The following is a 14,168-nucleotide window of genomic DNA, read 5'->3' on the forward strand; positions in this document are numbered from 1 at the left end:
TCTATAAATGGGACTTGCTGGAACTATCGTTTGCAAACAGTGACTTGTTGTCGCCTTTTGAATATCTAATAAGGGCGGTGACAATTCGACGAAGTATCGCTGGGCCCGGAAGCTCAGCCGTTACGCTTGCCTGTAGTGCGGGCTCGGCCGCCGCTCCGCTTGGCATCGGGTGCGGGGGCCGGCTCTTTCGCGCGCGCTGTCCAGCGAGATGTGGTGCGGCCAAGGCCCAGTGCGCGCGCCATGTCGCCGCGCTGCTTGGAATAGCTCGGGGCCACCAGCGGATAATCGTCGGGCAGGCCGTAATCTGCCCGATATTGTTCGGCGGAGATTCCGTGAGTCATACGGAGATGACGTTTCAGGGTCTTTTGCTTGCGGCCGCATTCCAGGCAGATGAGATAGTCCGGCTTTACCGACGCCCGGATCGAGACCACCGGAATCTTCGCCTCCGGCTCCACCTCCCTGGCCTCGCCCAACTCGAGGAGGGCGTCATGAACTTCGTGGATGACTTTACGCAGGTCGCCTACCGCCACGCTGTTGTTGGATACGTGGGCGGCGACGATGTCCGCGGTCAGGTTGATAAGATTAACGTCTTCCATGCTTACTCCGCGACCCAACGCCGAGGGACGCCCTCGAACCTTCGACAAGGCCGATCTTGTTTACAATGAATGGGCCGATTGGCAAGTCTCTCTCTCTCTCACCATCTGCTTTTGATTTAACCGGCTCTGCTTGAGGCGCGCGGTCGATCCGAATTGTTATTCATATCGCGGCCGGCATTTATACATGCGATTGGTTAATGGGACTTTTCTCGGGCAAGACTTGAGGTTCGATTCCCTAATAAGCGGATTTCCGCATGCTGGCCCCCATCCCGGTTCTTCGAGTGTCAGTCCGCATCGGCGCGATCTGAGGCCCTGCGCGGCGGCAAAGCCTCGGCGGGGCCTGGCCGGCGCCTGGGGAACGGCTCGCGACATTCTAGAAATCCAAGTGCAGCCGCGACCCGATTACCTCGCCTCTGGTCAGGGTTCCGATCGGGTCCAGCGGGCTGTTGGTGCCTTTGAAGCGGACCCAGTTGATCATGACTTTCGCATAGGGATTGAGATACCAGTTCAACCCGAGAGTGAAGCTGTGCGCCCGATTGCCGGCTCGCGCGGGAGCCGGCGTCTGCGAAAGGTCAATGCGATCGTAGCGGAGCGCAAGCTCGAGAGCGCCAAGTCCAGCCTTCCCCAATTCGCTGATCGGCTTGACTCGATCGAAGTTGCCGTTGCGGAATGGCCGGGTCTCTCCGGTCAGGAAATAGCTGGCATAAGCGTAGAAGCCGTCGGCATGGAAGTCCGGGAGCGCCTGCCGGTCTAGCCACAGCCTGCCATATTCGCCAGCCAGCGTCAGGGGACCGAACACCGAGGCGGCCTCGACGCCGGCATAGAACAGCGAGCTCACGTCCGTGACGACCCCGCTGTCCGCAATGTTGCCATTATCGACGCGGATGTTCGCCCGATCGCTAAGGCGGACTGCGTCTTCGACGTCGCCCGACTTAAGCGCCGATCTGTAATAGCCTGAAAGACCGACATGCACGATCTTGCCCGTGTCGAACACCGGCTCCAAGGTCGCTCGTCCGTTTACGCCCCAGCTCTCGTCGGGTGTATCGGTGACCGGGGAGCCGGTTGAACGCGAAATGCTCTCATTGTCACCGAACAGTCCGAGAGCGAGATTGATCGTCTCGCTGGGCGCGTAGGCGAGCGATGCCCCGATCCGGCGTTCGGCGCCGGCATTGCCGAAGGCGTTCGTAAACATGCCCCGCTCCAGAAAGACATTGTAATTGTCGCTGTTGTTGGACTCGAGACCGAACGGAGCCTTGTGCTGTCCCACCGTAACGGCGAGCTTGGGGATGCCCACATATTGGAGATAGGCGTCGGTGAGAGTGACCGCATTGCCGGCAAAGTCTGCCTCGATCCGATAGTTGAACGATTTGAAGGCCGTGCCTTCGAATCCGATCCTGGCCCTGCGGAAGCCGGTGCCATTATTGTAATCATATCCACCTTTGCGCTCGAAGAAGGCAGCATGGTCCGCCTCCACCACGCCCCGAGGTTTGAAAGTGAAGGCGCCGCTCGGATCCGACAGGGCCGGGCCCCAGCTGAACTGCACATTCTTGGCGGCGCGGGTTTCCACGGTCTCGAGGCGGGTCTCGTTTAACTGCGCCTGTTCCTCGAGTTGGGCGTTGCGGGCCTCAAGCTGTCTCACCCGGGCTTCGAGGGCATTGAGACGGTCGGCTACGGGGTCGCTCGTGGTCGGCGGAGGGACTGCGTCGACCGGCGCCTCCTCGATCCGCGAATCGAGCACACCGGACGACCTGTCGGCGGGAGGAGTGGCTTCTTGCGGCGGTGCCTGGCCTAGAGCAGGTGAGCCTGAAAGTACCAGGAGTGCGGCTCCGAAGGCATGGATATGCATTTGCAGTCCTCCTGACGTTTGATGGCTGGCTCTAGCGTTTCGCCTGCTCGAAGATCTGGTCGAATAGGCCGCCGTCATTGAAATGCGTCTTCTGAGTGCGTGCCCAGCCGCCGAAATTGCGGTCGATTGTAAACAAAGGAACGTTGGGGAAACGCGACTTGTATTTTGCGGCTACGGCCGGCGCGCGCGGTCCGTTGCGCGCGATCGTCTCCTGGGCCTCGGCCGTGTAGAGATATTTCAAATAGGCCTCGGCGACGCGGCGCGTGCCGCGTTTGTCGATAACCTTGTCTACCCAGGCGACCGGCGGCTCCGCGAGGATGGAAACCGAGGGCATGACGATCTCGAACTGTCCACGCCCGAGCTGGCTTGTGGCCAGAAAGGCCTCATTCTCCCAGGCGATGAGAACATCGCCTTGGCCGCGTTGCACGAATGTCGTGGTGGATCCTCGCGCTCCGCTGTCGAGCACGGGCACGTTGCGCAAAAGCCGCGTGACGAATTCGCGCGCCTTGACGGGCGACCCGTAGGTTTTCTGCCCATAGCCCCACGCCCCCAGATAATTCCAGCGCGCGCCGCCGCCCGTCTTGGGATTGGGGGTTATGACCGAAACCCCCGGCTTCGCCAGATCGTCCCAGTCGCGGATCTTCTTCGGGTTGTCTTTGCGGACGAGGAAGACGATCGCCGAATAATAAGGAGCGCTGTTGTTCGGGAGCCTCGCCTGCCAGTTGAGGGATAGAAGATGGGCGCGGCTGGCGATCTCGTCTATGTCGTAGCCGAGCGCCAGCGTGACGACGTCGGCGGGAAGGCCGTCGATGACGGCGCGGGCCTGCTTGCCCGATCCGCCATGGCTCTGTCGAATGCTGACCGACTGGCCGGTGCTCGCCAGCCACCGCTTCGCGAAGTCCGTATTTATCTGTCGGTAAAGCTCGCGCGTGGGGTCATAGGATGTGTTGAGCAGTTGCACCGGGGGCGGGGCGGCCGCCACCGATACGAGGGGCGATGCGACGAACGTGACGGCCGCGGCGATGCCCACAAGCCGGCGGGCCGTGGCTGTACGTAAGGGACGACGCAGGATCATGAATTCCTCCGCACCTGGATCGCGAGCGGCGGATCCGGTTTCTTGACTAGCGGTCTTGGTCAGGGAGCCTGCGCGTTAGCGCAGGGTGCAGGACTCAAATGTTCATCCCGCGCCTCCGTCCGCCTGGAAGACGGATGTCCGAGTCGGCGCCAGGCCGATCGTCGCGCCTATTTCCGGAACTTTCTGGCCCGCCACGATGGCCTCGACCGCGATCTGCGTTCCGACGATGATCCCCTCCAAGCGGACATGGCCGCCGCGCTGCCGCACGTCGTGAACGATCACCGGCAGCTTTCCGAGCGGCTCGGCGCAGATCGACGTGTCTTGGGGCCGGAAATAGAGCTCGGCGGCCCCTTCGAAGCGCGGCATGGGTTGTAGGTCCACCACATGCCCGTCCAGCTCAGCCCGACCTCCGCGAATTGTCAGCGGAATTCGATTGGAATCGCCCACGAAGTCGAACACGAAGGCGCTGCTCGGCTCTTCATAGACCTCGCGGGGCGTGGCTATTTGTTCGATGCGGCCCTGGTTCATGACCACGACCCGATCGGCCAGCTCAAGCGCTTCCTCCTGGTCGTGCGTGACGAAGACCGAGGTTATTCCCATTTGGTCGTGCAGCGCGCGCAGCCACCGTCTCAGGTCCTTTCGGACCTTGGCGTCGAGCGCGCCGAATGGCTCGTCGAGGAGCAGCAGCTTGGGATCGACCGCGAGCGCGCGGGCCAGTGCCACGCGCTGCCGTTGTCCGCCCGAGAGTTGTGAAGGAAGCCTGTCGCCTAGATGGCCCAGCTGCACCAGGTCGAGCAGCTTCTGCACCCGGGAGTCTATCTCGTGGCGACGCGGACGCTCGCGCCGCGCGCGCACGCGGAGGCCGAAGGCCACATTCTGCGCGACCGTCATGTGGCGGAACAGAGCATAATGCTGGAACACGAATCCGACGTGCCGGTCCTGTACCCTGAGCCGCGTCACGTCCTTGCCCTCAAAATAGACTGCCCCGGCCTCGGGGAACTCGAGGCCGGCCATGATGCGCAAAAGGGTCGTCTTACCCGATCCGGACGGTCCCAGCAGCGCCAGGAACTCGCCTGGCCGGGCTTCCAGGCTTACTCCGTGGAGGGCCGCGAAGACCCCGAAATTCTTGCTGACGCGGTCGACCTTGATGCTCACTTTCGGTCTCCTTTGTGGCGGCGACGCAGGCGCCATTCGAGCGCGCTCTTGAGCACGAGTGTGAGCAGCGCCAGCAGCGCGAGCAGCGAAGCAACGGCGAACGCAGCGACGAAATTATACTCGTTGTAGAGTATCTCCACATGAAGGGGCATCGTGTTGGTCTCGCCCCGTATGTGGCCCGAGACTACCGAAACGGCACCGAACTCGCCCATCGCGCGCGCGTTGGAGAGCAGCACCCCGTAGAGCAGGCCCCAGCGCACGTTCGGCAGGGTCACTCGGCGAAAGGCCTGCCACCCGCTGGCGCCGAGGCTGATCGCCGCTTCCTCATCGTCGCGCCCTTGCTCGGCCATCAGCGGGATGAGTTCGCGAGCGACGAATGGGAAGGTGATGAACATCGTCGCGAGCACGATGCCCGGGACCGCGAATATGATCTCGATATCGTGTCGCGCCAGCCATTCGCCCCACCAGCCCTGCGCTCCAAAGAGCAGCACGAAGATGAGGCCCGACACGACCGGGGAGACCGAGAAGGGGAGGTCTATCAGGCTGACGAGTACGGACTTGCCGCGAAAGTCGAACTTGGTGATCGCCCACGCCGCCGAAAGCCCGAAGACGACATTGAGGGGTACGCTGATGGCGGCGACGAGCAGCGTGAGGCGTATCGCCGCGCGCGCGTCAGGCTCGGTGATCGCCTCTGCATAAGCGGCAAGGCCTTGGGACAAGGCCTCAGCAAACACGGAGACGAGAGGGAGGAGGACGAAGAGGCCTAGATAACAAAGCGCGCCGCCGATCAGCCATTTCCTCGCCCGGTCGGGGGAGGCGGTAGCGTTCACGAGGCGAGGCTCCGCCGGCGCGCCCAGATCTGGACGAGATTGATGAGGAGCAGGAGCAGGAAGGAAGCAACCAGCATCACCGCTGCTATGGCTGTCGCCCCGGCATAATTATATTGCTCGAGCTGCGTGACGATGAGCAGAGGAGCGATCTCCGAGACATAGGGCATGTTGCCCGCGATGAAGATGACCGATCCATATTCGCCGATGCCGCGGGCGAGGGCGAGGGCGAAGCCGGTCATGAGCGCGGGAAACATCGCCGGAAGGATGACCCGGCGGAAGGTCTGGCTCCGGCTTGCCCCAAGCGACGCCGCGGCTTCCTCGACGTCGACGCCAATGTCCGCCAGCACCGGCTCCACCGAGCGCACGACGAAGGGAAGCCCGATGAAGGTGAGCGCGACGACCACGCCGAGCGGCTTATAGGCGACCTTGATGCCGAGCGGCTCGAGAAACTGCCCTAGCCAGCCATTGGACGCGTAGAGCGCCGTCAAGGCGATGCCGGCGACCGCAGTCGGCAATGCGAACGGGAGATCGACGAGCGCATCGACGACGCGCTTGGCGGGGAAGTCGTAGCGCACCAGGACCCATGCAATGAGCAGGCCGAAAAAGGCATTGAGCACGGCAGCCGCAAGCGAGGCTCCAAAAGTGAGCCTGTAGGCGGCAAGCGCCCGACCGGACAGCGCGACGTCCGCGAACTCGGCCCAGGACAGGCCTGCCGCTTTGATAAAGACCGCGCTGAGCGGGATGAGCACGATGAGGGTGAGCCAGGCTACGGTGAAGCCGAAGGTGATGCCGAAGCCCGGTATGACGCTTCGCTTTCGAAATGCGAGCCGTCCAGGCAGGGGGAAGGCCGGCGCCGCCGCTGGGGCGGGGACCTGGGCCCGTGCCTGGGCGACCGCGATCACCGTTTTCGCTCCGCGAAGATGCGGTCGAAGGTCGAGCCGTCGTCGAAGAAGCGCGCCTGTGCTTCTCTCCATCCACCAAAATCGCGGTCGATCGTCAGCAGCGCCAGGGAGGGGAAGCGCGCGGCATATTTGGCCGCCACCGAAGGGTCGCGCGGACGATAGAAGTTTCGCGCGATGATTTCCTGGGCCGCGGGCGTGTAGAGGTAATCGAGATAGGCCTTGGCGACCGCGAGCGTTCCTCGCGAATAGGCATTGTCGTCGATCACGGCGACCGGCGGCTCGGCCAGAATCGACAGGGAAGGAATCACGATCTCGAACTTTCCCGGCCCGAGCTTTTCCTGCGCGAGGAGGGCTTCATTCTCCCAGGCGAGCAGCACGTCGCCGATGCCGCGCTCGACAAACGTTGTGGTCGCGCCGCGCGCTCCACTGTCGAGCACTGGAACGTTGGCGAATAGCTGACGTACAAATCGCTCGGCGCCGGCCTCGCTTCCTTCGCGCTTACGGCCGTAGCCCCAGGCCGCGAGGAAGTTCCAGCGCGCGCCGCCGCTGGTTTTGGGATTGGGCGTGATCACGCCGACGCCCGGTCGTGCAAGATCGCCCCAGTCGCGAATTCCCTTCGGATTGCCGGCACGCACCAGGAACACGATCGTCGAGGTATAGGGGGAGGAATTGTCCGGAAGGCGGCCTTGCCAGTCGGGAGGAAGCTTGCGCGTTCGTTCCGCGATCACGTCCACATCATAGGCAAGGGCGAGGGTGACGACATCGGCATCGAGCCCGTCGATGACGGCCCGCGCCTGCTTTCCAGAGCCACCATGGCTCATCCTGAAGCGAATGCCCTGGCCGGTGCGCGACGACCAGCTTCTGGAAAAGGCCTCATTCAGGTCGCGGTAGAGTTCGCGCGTGGGGTCGTAGGACACATTGATCAGCTCGATGCTGCCGGGGGAAGCCGATTGCTCCCCTCCACAGCCCTGCAGCGCCGAGAAAAGGGCCGCCACCACCACCCATATTCTTAGACGCATGCCCAAGCTCCGCAGTGGAGGCTGATATGTCTACTTATCAAGTAGAGATTTAAAAGCGATTCGAGTCAAGATGTCGTTAGAAGTGTTCAAATCGGGACTCGCCTTTTACTTGCAGGCGCGTCGTAGCGTCTGCCGCTCCTCGACATGCCAGGCTTGGCCGGGCGCCATCTTGAAAGATGCGGCACCGCCGATCGCAGACATCACGCTCGTGCCGGTGGGGGGGTGGCGTTTCCTTCCCGCAGCCGCCGCTGCGGTCCAGCGTGGACGCGCGGGCAGCAGCGCGGGAAGCTCGGGTTGCACCGCTCAGTCCTTTCCTTCCGCCCGGCCGGCCTGCTTCCGGGCGAGGCTCGCAAGCGGCTCCCAGCGCAGCTTGGCCGGGATCGCCACACGGCCTTCCAGTGTTTCCCGTGCTCCCTCTCGTATCTCGCTGTCGCCCGCTGCTTCCTGAGCGCTCTGTCCCAGGAGCTGCGAGGCGGCGACCTGCAGGGCGCCGCGAAGCAGCTTCTGCTCCCCATCGAATATCCTGCGCATGTCGGCAGAAAGGTGGCGCCTCAACTGCCTCCGGCGCGGGAGCTCCAGCGCATCGATCATCTCCGCGGCATCGGCAATCCGTCCGCACGCGGCGCGGTACCGCTCGAGCGCCCCGAGCAGATCGACGCACTGCCCGGCGATCTCGGCAGGTTTGCCGGCGCCCCGCATGATCCTGAGCAGGTTGGCAGCGAAGGATCGCAGCGCCGCGCGCAGCTCGCATCTGGCCTCTCGCGCCGCGATGTCGGCCTCCGAATTTGCGATGATGAGGTGCAGCCGACTAGGCGCTTCACTGAAATCCTCGTCATTCATGGCCGCCCTCGCCCACGCGATCATGCCTCGCCGTGCCGGCGCGCCGGACCGGGCGGTTGTCGCACGAAGGAGTTGATCCCCGTATCTCCATGGGCCGCTCCGAATATCGCATCGACAAATAACAGATATTCTTAGGCGGGGGGAGACGTGCGGGGGAAAAGCCAAGATGTCTCGATCAGGGATTCTCGGTTCTACTAAGATTACGAACGGACAAAACCTTGGTGCTTATCGTCTGGTGCCAGAAAGCTCACCCCAACAAGACGAGCACTACCCAGCCTAAGCGATCTTCAATCCGGTTGCACCGGCTGAAGAGGAGGCGCGCTACATCTCAATCTAGAGAGCTGAGTTTTCGAGAGGGGACTAGCACCGATGTAGATCCCGATAATCGGGCCGTGATGGCTAAGGAAAATAGGATCGTTAAGTCCGGTCTTAATCTGGGATTCTTGTGGAAAAGCACGATTTGTACCATAAGGGATGAGTCCGGTCTTTCCCTTCGACCGGAGTCGCAAAGGGGTCGCCCGGCAGTATTCCGGACGACCTCTTTGACGTCGAATTGGGCGCTGCAAAGGAGCGAGGAGCTGCCTGAAGCTGCACCTTTCCCGATCACGTGCGGACATCGTCCCGCGAGGAAGGCGCGGCATGGGGGCGGCCATGTTCGCGCCTTCGTCGTCGCTGCGGCCCGATCAGATGAACCAAGCGCTCGATACGTCGGAAACATTGCTGACGCCCAGTATCTGCACGACCGGGCCACCCGATCCCCAGCTCACCGTGACGCCGAACAGAGCGAAGCCGTTGTCCGTTATGGTGGCGTCGGACAGCGCATAGCCGGGGGGATGTCGATCCGGTCGCCCTCAGCGTAGCAGAAGTCGGCGACGATGTTCTTGAAGCCGGTTGCGTCGATCCGGAACTCGTCCTTTCCGCGACCTCCGACCATCACATCGATCTCGCCACCACCGGTGAGCCTGTCGTCGCCGCTTCCTCCGAAGAGCAGATCGTAGCCGTGACCGCCGTTGATGGTATCGTTCCCCTTGCCGCCCAGCGCGAAGTCGTTGCCCGCACCCGATTTGATCAGGTCGTCGCCTTTCCCGCCGAGGAGCAGGTCGTTTCCGTTCGCGCCGTCGATGACGTCGTTGCCGCCCTTCCCGAAGATCTTGTCCGAAAACCTAGTTCCCGTGAGAGAATCCGGACCATTGGTGCCTTTCTTGAACCTGCCCATTTCTGCCTTCGCTATATTCGGAAATATATTCCCGGATATTATGTCTTTTCGCCAAGACAAGCTGATCCCAAAGCGGGACACTGTAGCCGGTAGGAACTGTGTCGAGTAAGTCCTGATTCAATTTGCGACGTGGCTAAGGATGTCTCTGGCGCGAGGTGATGAGATAGGCGGTAATTGTCAAATCGACCAAAGAAGTTATACCGGATCTGGCTATGTATATGAGGCGATGAACATTGCCTGGCCTGATGGTAACTTTTGATGATTACTGGAGAATTCTTACGGATCGTACGGAATTCTAATTGCCTGCGATGTCTGCGCCTCTTGGTGGGTGGGGCAGCTGCCAGGCGGCTCACGTCTTGGCCTTCGGCCGGCGGCCCCGCCACGACGCGGAAAAATAAACCTTTTGAAGGGCATGCAGGCCTGCTGTAAAGTTGGTCCCAACTGACCGGGTTGTTGCGTGATGGGGCGGTTCAGGGGGATCAGCATTGGCGACGGTCCAGTCCCCGGCATCATTCTCTTGTGAAAGGCCGGAACATCATGGAAAAAGCAGACGCTGGAGAGCGTGCCCAGACGACGCCGACCTCTATGATCGGCGCCGACATCGTAGTCACCGGAAACATCGAAGCCAGCGTCGACCTGCAGATCGAGGGGCGCGTCGTAGGTGATGTCCGCTGCGCGACGCTCATCCTTGGCGAGAAGAGCTGCGTGCAGGGCAGCATCTTTGCAGACCGTGTCCGCGTGTCGGGAAAGGTCGAGGGTGCGATCGAGACCCGAGACTTGGCGGTCGAGGCGACCGCCTATGTCGCAGGCGATGTGACCTATTCCCGGCTGAGAGTCGTGAATGGCGGGATCCTGGAAGGCAAGATGAGGAGACGGGCGATCGAAGAGCACGGGGCAGAAGCATCGAGGCTGAGACTGGTCGAGCCAGGTTCGGAACCGGTCGCCGAGGCCGTGTTCATCGAATGACCACTCCAGCCGCCGCTTCGCCTAGTTCGGACTTCGGCGGGTCCCTCGCTGCGATGCTCCCCGATGAGATGGTTATCTGCTGCCGGATGCGGGCGCCCAGATGACGGAGTTACGTTGCAGTCCAGAGCGGCTGAGCGGCTCCCGCAAAAGTCGATGACGGGCCGGGCGCCGGGAGGGTGCAATGACTCCATTGTGCAACCTGCGTTGGCGCGGGATCAGCCCGATAGTCCGCTGGAGCAGGGGCTAATGTTTCTCAGGCTGCGAACGATGCGGGCGAGACCTCATCTGCACGATCTATGGACGCTGGCACGAGCCGCGCGGCTATGGCGTGGTCTGGACGGGGGGCCGCACCGCTCTGTCCGAGTACGCCTCTTTTCGCAACGACACACTTCGGTGGGGCGAGCCCGATCAATTGCAGGACAGCACCCGCCCGAGAGGCGCGCGTCGCGCGACGCCTTATCTCAGAAGACAAAACCGACATTCTTGTCAATGATGCACGCCGTGCGAGTAGCGGCATCGGGGGGAGGCAATGCTGGATACAGGCCCGCTACATTCTACGGCTCGGCTGCCCAAGGCCCAATGACGGGCGAGCATTTCTTCCTTGAAGCTTGCGCGGTGGGGCGTTGCGGCGCGCCCGGCGCTCTCGTCCCAACAAGGGGCAGCGCAGGAAAAGAAAAAGAAACGTTTTGAGGGGCGTGGCTTGCTGCAGTAAAGTCTTCTGCACGCCGGTCGGTGGTTGTTTAGCGGGACGGTCAATGTCTCCGGAACGGCCCTCAGGCGCGCAGGCCCGAGGGCTCGCCGGTGCGTTCTCACCAGCCTTGCGAAGACAGGCGGAACGAGCATGGAACCTCCCCGAGGAAGAGGGCAGACAGACGAGCTGTCCATCTCGACGATCGGGCCGGAGGTCGTGGTAACCGGCACCATCGAGAGCGATGCGCAGCTGAGAATCGATGGTCGGGTGGTCGGCGACGCCATATGCTCGGCGATCTTTATCGGGGAGGAGGGGACCTTCGCGGGGAGGATTTATGCTGGCCTGGTGGAAGTAAGCGGGCAGGTCGAGGGGGCGATTCAGGCCAACGAGCTCATCGTCGAGTCCAAGGCACGCATCATCGCCGACATAAGCTATCTGCGCCTGCGGGTCGCGAGTGGAGGCCGGCTCGAAGGCGAGCTCGCAAGACGGCCCCCGCGGGGCCCGCCGGAAACGTGCAATTTGCGCTTGATACGCAACGGCGTAACCGAAGGCACATCGTGTATGTCGCCGACTGAATGAGGGAGGCCTTATGTCCCTGGGTTACTGGTCTGGGCGATCGAACGGCGAGACCGGCCGACCGGCGGCGATCGAGCCCCATTTGACGCCGCACGAGGCGTTCGTCGAGATCGGAGAGATCATGCTTCTCACCGCGAGCGACCATGCGGCCCCGCGGATGTCCGCGGTACGTTACACATGGTGCCGCAGCGCGCTGATCGAAAACGGCCTTCGCTCTGCCGTGCCGGGCTTTTTGGTCCAGTGCGTTTCGCTCGACAAATTCCACGATTTCATCAGTCTCCTCGACCCGGATCCGAAAGTCCGGGTCGCCTTCGTTGAGGCGGGGCTCGCCGGATCTCGGGATGCGCTCGACGTACGGAGGGACTATGACGTGTTCGGGAATGACGATTTCTAATGCGCGGGTTCCGTATCGGCGCGGTGCGATGACCCCGCACGCCGGCGTCGAAGGAGGCGGGCCATGGGCCTTTTCTGCCGGTTAGGACGACATCGTGCGAAGCCCATGCCGAAATGGAACGACGGCTATTATTTCTCGCAATGCCGACGGTGCGGCGTCGATCTCATGCGCGCCAGTTTTGGAAGGTGGGTAGAGGTCGAGGGCTTCCGCGTGGTCGTGAAGCCCGCGAAGCTGGATCCCCTGATCGCGGCGGACATGGATCTGGCTGCTGCGCGCGGGAAGAGCAGCCCGCGGACGTGCAGGCGCCGGGCGGGAACCATCGGCGCGGCGCCTGGGTCAGCGGCCCGCAGATGACCACTAACGATGCTCGTACTGAAGAAAGCGGCGTCGTTGCGAGCTTATCAGACCATCTCGCTCCGCCCGGCGTGTGTCCGAGCGGCATCGCTCCTGTTGCCTACCGTTCAAGCAAACCAACTCTCGCCCGGACCAGGTCAGCCGAACATGTCGGCGTCGACGGGGAAACCGTTGGTCACCTTCACCCCGCAGCATCCGGTCCGATACCGGAGCCTGAGCTGCGGCCCGATTGCCCGAGCCCACACGGCATTTCCCATTTGGAAGCTCCGCTGGCAGCCGATGGGATGCCGCAGCCCGTTGCGCCGAACATCCCGTTCGCGGGCCGTGCCGGTTACCGTCCGGCGATCCCTGACTTCATGGAGGAGGACGGGCAGAGCGCATGGGATTCCATGACGGCCGACGGCCAAAGCGATCGGGGCCAGTACAAGGCCATCGGCCACTACGCTGGGGCAGGGCATGAGACGCTTTCTCGTCAATTGGCGGCACTCGACGGGAATAAGGATGCGGCAAGTGCGGGCGCTGCGGATTGAGGCGTTTCCCAACCGAGCGTCGCGCCGTCTTGGAAAGCTGCTCTTGCCCAACTGACGGCAATCGTAAGTCGCGGTGCTCGATCGGCGGATGCTGCCCCGCAGCCCAACGAAGGAGAATGGGAGCAGCCCATTGGAATTGTTTGAGGGAAGTGGGCCGGAGACGGGGGGATCAGTGCCTCCGGCCCAGGTCACGGCGGCGGGCCGTGACCTGCTATACTTACCGTGTTTCAATGCGTGATGAAAGCATTCGCTGCATTTACTGACGAAAAATAAGATAATGAGCAGTCGAAGGACATAGCCTATATTATCCGAGCGATGGAATCGGCGTCAACTGGACCGTCGTCGGAAAATTTTGGGACAGCGCATATGCATCCGCAGTCCGGTTCGCCACTTCAGCCGATGGTGCGCAAGCTCTCCTCCCGCTTCCCATTGGAGCAAAGGGAACAGCAGGCGCTCCTTGATTTGCCGTGCACCGTCCAGGAGCTGCCCCGCAAGCAAGTGCTGTTCCGCGAAGGTGCGTTCAACGCCGATATCCGGATCCTTCTGTCGGGCCTCGCCTGCTCGTACAGGCCCAGCGGACAGGGCCGGCGGATCGTCACGGCATTGCATAGCGGCGGGGACATTCTCAACATGAAGGCTGCATTCGCGACCAAAGCCGATGGCGGGGCGTGGATGCTCACGCCGGGCAGCGTCGCAAATGTGCCTAGCCGGATTTTAGTGGCCCTTGCGCTCGAGGAGCCCCGTCTGGCCGTCGCCCTTTGGCGCGGATCGGTTGAGGGCGAGGCGGCTGCGCAGGACTGGGCTTCCAATATCGGACGGGACGGGCGCGTCCGGCTGGTCCGTCTGCTCCTCGAGCTGGCGCTCCGAGTCGAGGCGACGGGAGCGGCCAGCCGCCATCACTTCGACTTACCGTTGACCGTCGACGAGATTGCGGAGGCGATCGGCGTCTGTCCCACCCATGCGAGCCGCCTCTTCCACGACTTGGGCGAGCTTGGCTTGATCCGGCGGAAGGGCAATCGGATCGAGATCACTGAATGGGAGCGGCTGGTGGAGGTAGGCGAATTCCCCGCACCGGGGTCGACGCCGCCGCTATTGGCAAGGTGCAATCCATAAGCGCTAGGCACCACCTTGGCCGCCTCGAACCCAGCATAGTGCCGCGTGTTCAAGCGGCGTCGAGA

At 62.6% G+C, this 14,168-nt stretch carries 14 protein-coding genes; 5 read left to right on the forward strand and 9 right to left on the reverse strand.

What is annotated here, in order from left to right; translation table 11 throughout:
* Positions 1 to 113: 113 nt before the first annotated feature.
* The 9 genes from SH591_RS14130 to SH591_RS14170 form a co-directional block, all read right to left on the reverse strand.
* Entirely contained in the window at positions 114 to 596 is a 483-nt protein-coding gene (locus tag SH591_RS14130; protein WP_324749654.1) for a Ros/MucR family transcriptional regulator, read from the reverse strand.
* A gap of 373 nt (positions 597 to 969) precedes the next feature.
* Positions 970 to 2,520 (reverse strand): porin, encoded by a 1,551-nt coding sequence (locus tag SH591_RS14135; protein WP_324749655.1) that lies wholly within the window; start codon positions 2,518 to 2,520, stop codon positions 970 to 972.
* Entirely contained in the window at positions 2,474 to 3,517 is a 1,044-nt protein-coding gene (locus SH591_RS14140) for a sulfate ABC transporter substrate-binding protein (protein WP_324749656.1), read from the reverse strand. Before SH591_RS14140 ends, SH591_RS14135 begins: the two co-directional genes overlap by 47 nt.
* Positions 3,518 to 3,619: 102 nt before the next feature.
* A complete protein-coding gene (locus SH591_RS14145) occupies positions 3,620 to 4,672 on the reverse strand; it encodes a sulfate/molybdate ABC transporter ATP-binding protein (RefSeq protein WP_324749657.1) in 1,053 nt (350 codons plus the stop codon).
* Complete coding sequence (gene cysW / locus SH591_RS14150) at positions 4,669 to 5,502, reverse strand: sulfate ABC transporter permease subunit CysW (protein WP_324749658.1); 834 nt, start codon at positions 5,500 to 5,502, stop codon at positions 4,669 to 4,671. Before cysW ends, SH591_RS14145 begins: the two co-directional genes overlap by 4 nt.
* A complete protein-coding gene (cysT, locus tag SH591_RS14155; protein ID WP_416385188.1) occupies positions 5,499 to 6,404 on the reverse strand; it encodes a sulfate ABC transporter permease subunit CysT in 906 nt (301 codons plus the stop codon). Before cysT ends, cysW begins: the two co-directional genes overlap by 4 nt.
* Entirely contained in the window at positions 6,401 to 7,423 is a 1,023-nt protein-coding gene (locus SH591_RS14160) for a sulfate ABC transporter substrate-binding protein (protein WP_324749659.1), read from the reverse strand. Before SH591_RS14160 ends, cysT begins: the two co-directional genes overlap by 4 nt.
* Before the next feature lie 303 nt (positions 7,424 to 7,726).
* Positions 7,727 to 8,263, reverse strand: coding sequence for a hypothetical protein (locus SH591_RS14165; protein WP_324749660.1), 537 nt, complete (start codon positions 8,261 to 8,263; stop codon positions 7,727 to 7,729).
* 799 nt (positions 8,264 to 9,062) lie between these two features.
* Complete coding sequence (locus SH591_RS14170; protein WP_324749661.1) at positions 9,063 to 9,479, reverse strand: calcium-binding protein; 417 nt, start codon at positions 9,477 to 9,479, stop codon at positions 9,063 to 9,065.
* Between the two features lie 537 nt (positions 9,480 to 10,016).
* Here SH591_RS14170 and SH591_RS14175 point away from each other — a divergent pair.
* The 5 genes from SH591_RS14175 to SH591_RS14195 all read left to right on the forward strand — a co-directional run bounded on the left by SH591_RS14175 (position 10,017) and on the right by SH591_RS14195 (position 14,103).
* On the forward strand, positions 10,017 to 10,445 hold the full coding sequence (locus SH591_RS14175) for a bactofilin family protein (RefSeq protein ID WP_324749662.1): 429 nt from the start codon (positions 10,017 to 10,019) through the stop codon (positions 10,443 to 10,445).
* Positions 10,446 to 11,286: 841 nt separating this feature from the next.
* Positions 11,287 to 11,715 (forward strand): bactofilin family protein, encoded by a 429-nt coding sequence (locus SH591_RS14180; protein ID WP_324749663.1) that lies wholly within the window; start codon positions 11,287 to 11,289, stop codon positions 11,713 to 11,715.
* Positions 11,716 to 11,725: 10 nt separating this feature from the next.
* Positions 11,726 to 12,106, forward strand: a complete 381-nt coding sequence (locus tag SH591_RS14185) for a hypothetical protein (RefSeq protein WP_324749664.1) — start codon at positions 11,726 to 11,728, stop codon at positions 12,104 to 12,106.
* Positions 12,107 to 12,456: 350 nt separating this feature from the next.
* A complete protein-coding gene (locus SH591_RS14190) occupies positions 12,457 to 12,990 on the forward strand; it encodes a hypothetical protein (protein ID WP_324749665.1) in 534 nt (177 codons plus the stop codon).
* Positions 12,991 to 13,305: 315 nt separating this feature from the next.
* On the forward strand, positions 13,306 to 14,103 hold the full coding sequence (locus SH591_RS14195) for a Crp/Fnr family transcriptional regulator (protein WP_324749666.1): 798 nt from the start codon (positions 13,306 to 13,308) through the stop codon (positions 14,101 to 14,103).
* Positions 14,104 to 14,168: the final 65 nt, after the last annotated feature.

The sequence above is a fragment of the Sphingomonas sp. LY54 genome (genome assembly GCF_035594035.1).
GTDB lineage: Bacteria > Pseudomonadota > Alphaproteobacteria > Sphingomonadales > Sphingomonadaceae > Allosphingosinicella.

What these genes read in the sequence shown, in the direction of transcription:
- SH591_RS14175 (WP_324749662.1), top strand. Translation starts at nt 10,017, where the DNA reads ATGGAAAAAGCAGACGCTGGAGAGCGTGCCCAGACGACGCCGACCTCT.
- SH591_RS14130 (WP_324749654.1), bottom strand. Translation starts at nt 596, where the DNA reads ATGGAAGACGTTAATCTTATCAACCTGACCGCGGACATCGTCGCCGCC.
- SH591_RS14195 (WP_324749666.1), top strand. Translation starts at nt 13,306, where the DNA reads ATGGAATCGGCGTCAACTGGACCGTCGTCGGAAAATTTTGGGACAGCG.
- SH591_RS14160 (WP_324749659.1), bottom strand. Translation starts at nt 7,423, where the DNA reads ATGCGTCTAAGAATATGGGTGGTGGTGGCGGCCCTTTTCTCGGCGCTG.
- SH591_RS14140 (WP_324749656.1), bottom strand. Translation starts at nt 3,517, where the DNA reads ATGATCCTGCGTCGTCCCTTACGTACAGCCACGGCCCGCCGGCTTGTG.
- SH591_RS14170 (WP_324749661.1), bottom strand. Translation starts at nt 9,479, where the DNA reads ATGGGCAGGTTCAAGAAAGGCACCAATGGTCCGGATTCTCTCACGGGA.
- SH591_RS14165 (WP_324749660.1), bottom strand. Translation starts at nt 8,263, where the DNA reads ATGAATGACGAGGATTTCAGTGAAGCGCCTAGTCGGCTGCACCTCATC.
- SH591_RS14185 (WP_324749664.1), top strand. Translation starts at nt 11,726, where the DNA reads ATGTCCCTGGGTTACTGGTCTGGGCGATCGAACGGCGAGACCGGCCGA.
- SH591_RS14135 (WP_324749655.1), bottom strand. Translation starts at nt 2,520, where the DNA reads ATGACGGCGGCCTATTCGACCAGATCTTCGAGCAGGCGAAACGCTAGA.
- SH591_RS14180 (WP_324749663.1), top strand. Translation starts at nt 11,287, where the DNA reads ATGGAACCTCCCCGAGGAAGAGGGCAGACAGACGAGCTGTCCATCTCG.
- SH591_RS14190 (WP_324749665.1), top strand. Translation starts at nt 12,457, where the DNA reads ATGACCACTAACGATGCTCGTACTGAAGAAAGCGGCGTCGTTGCGAGC.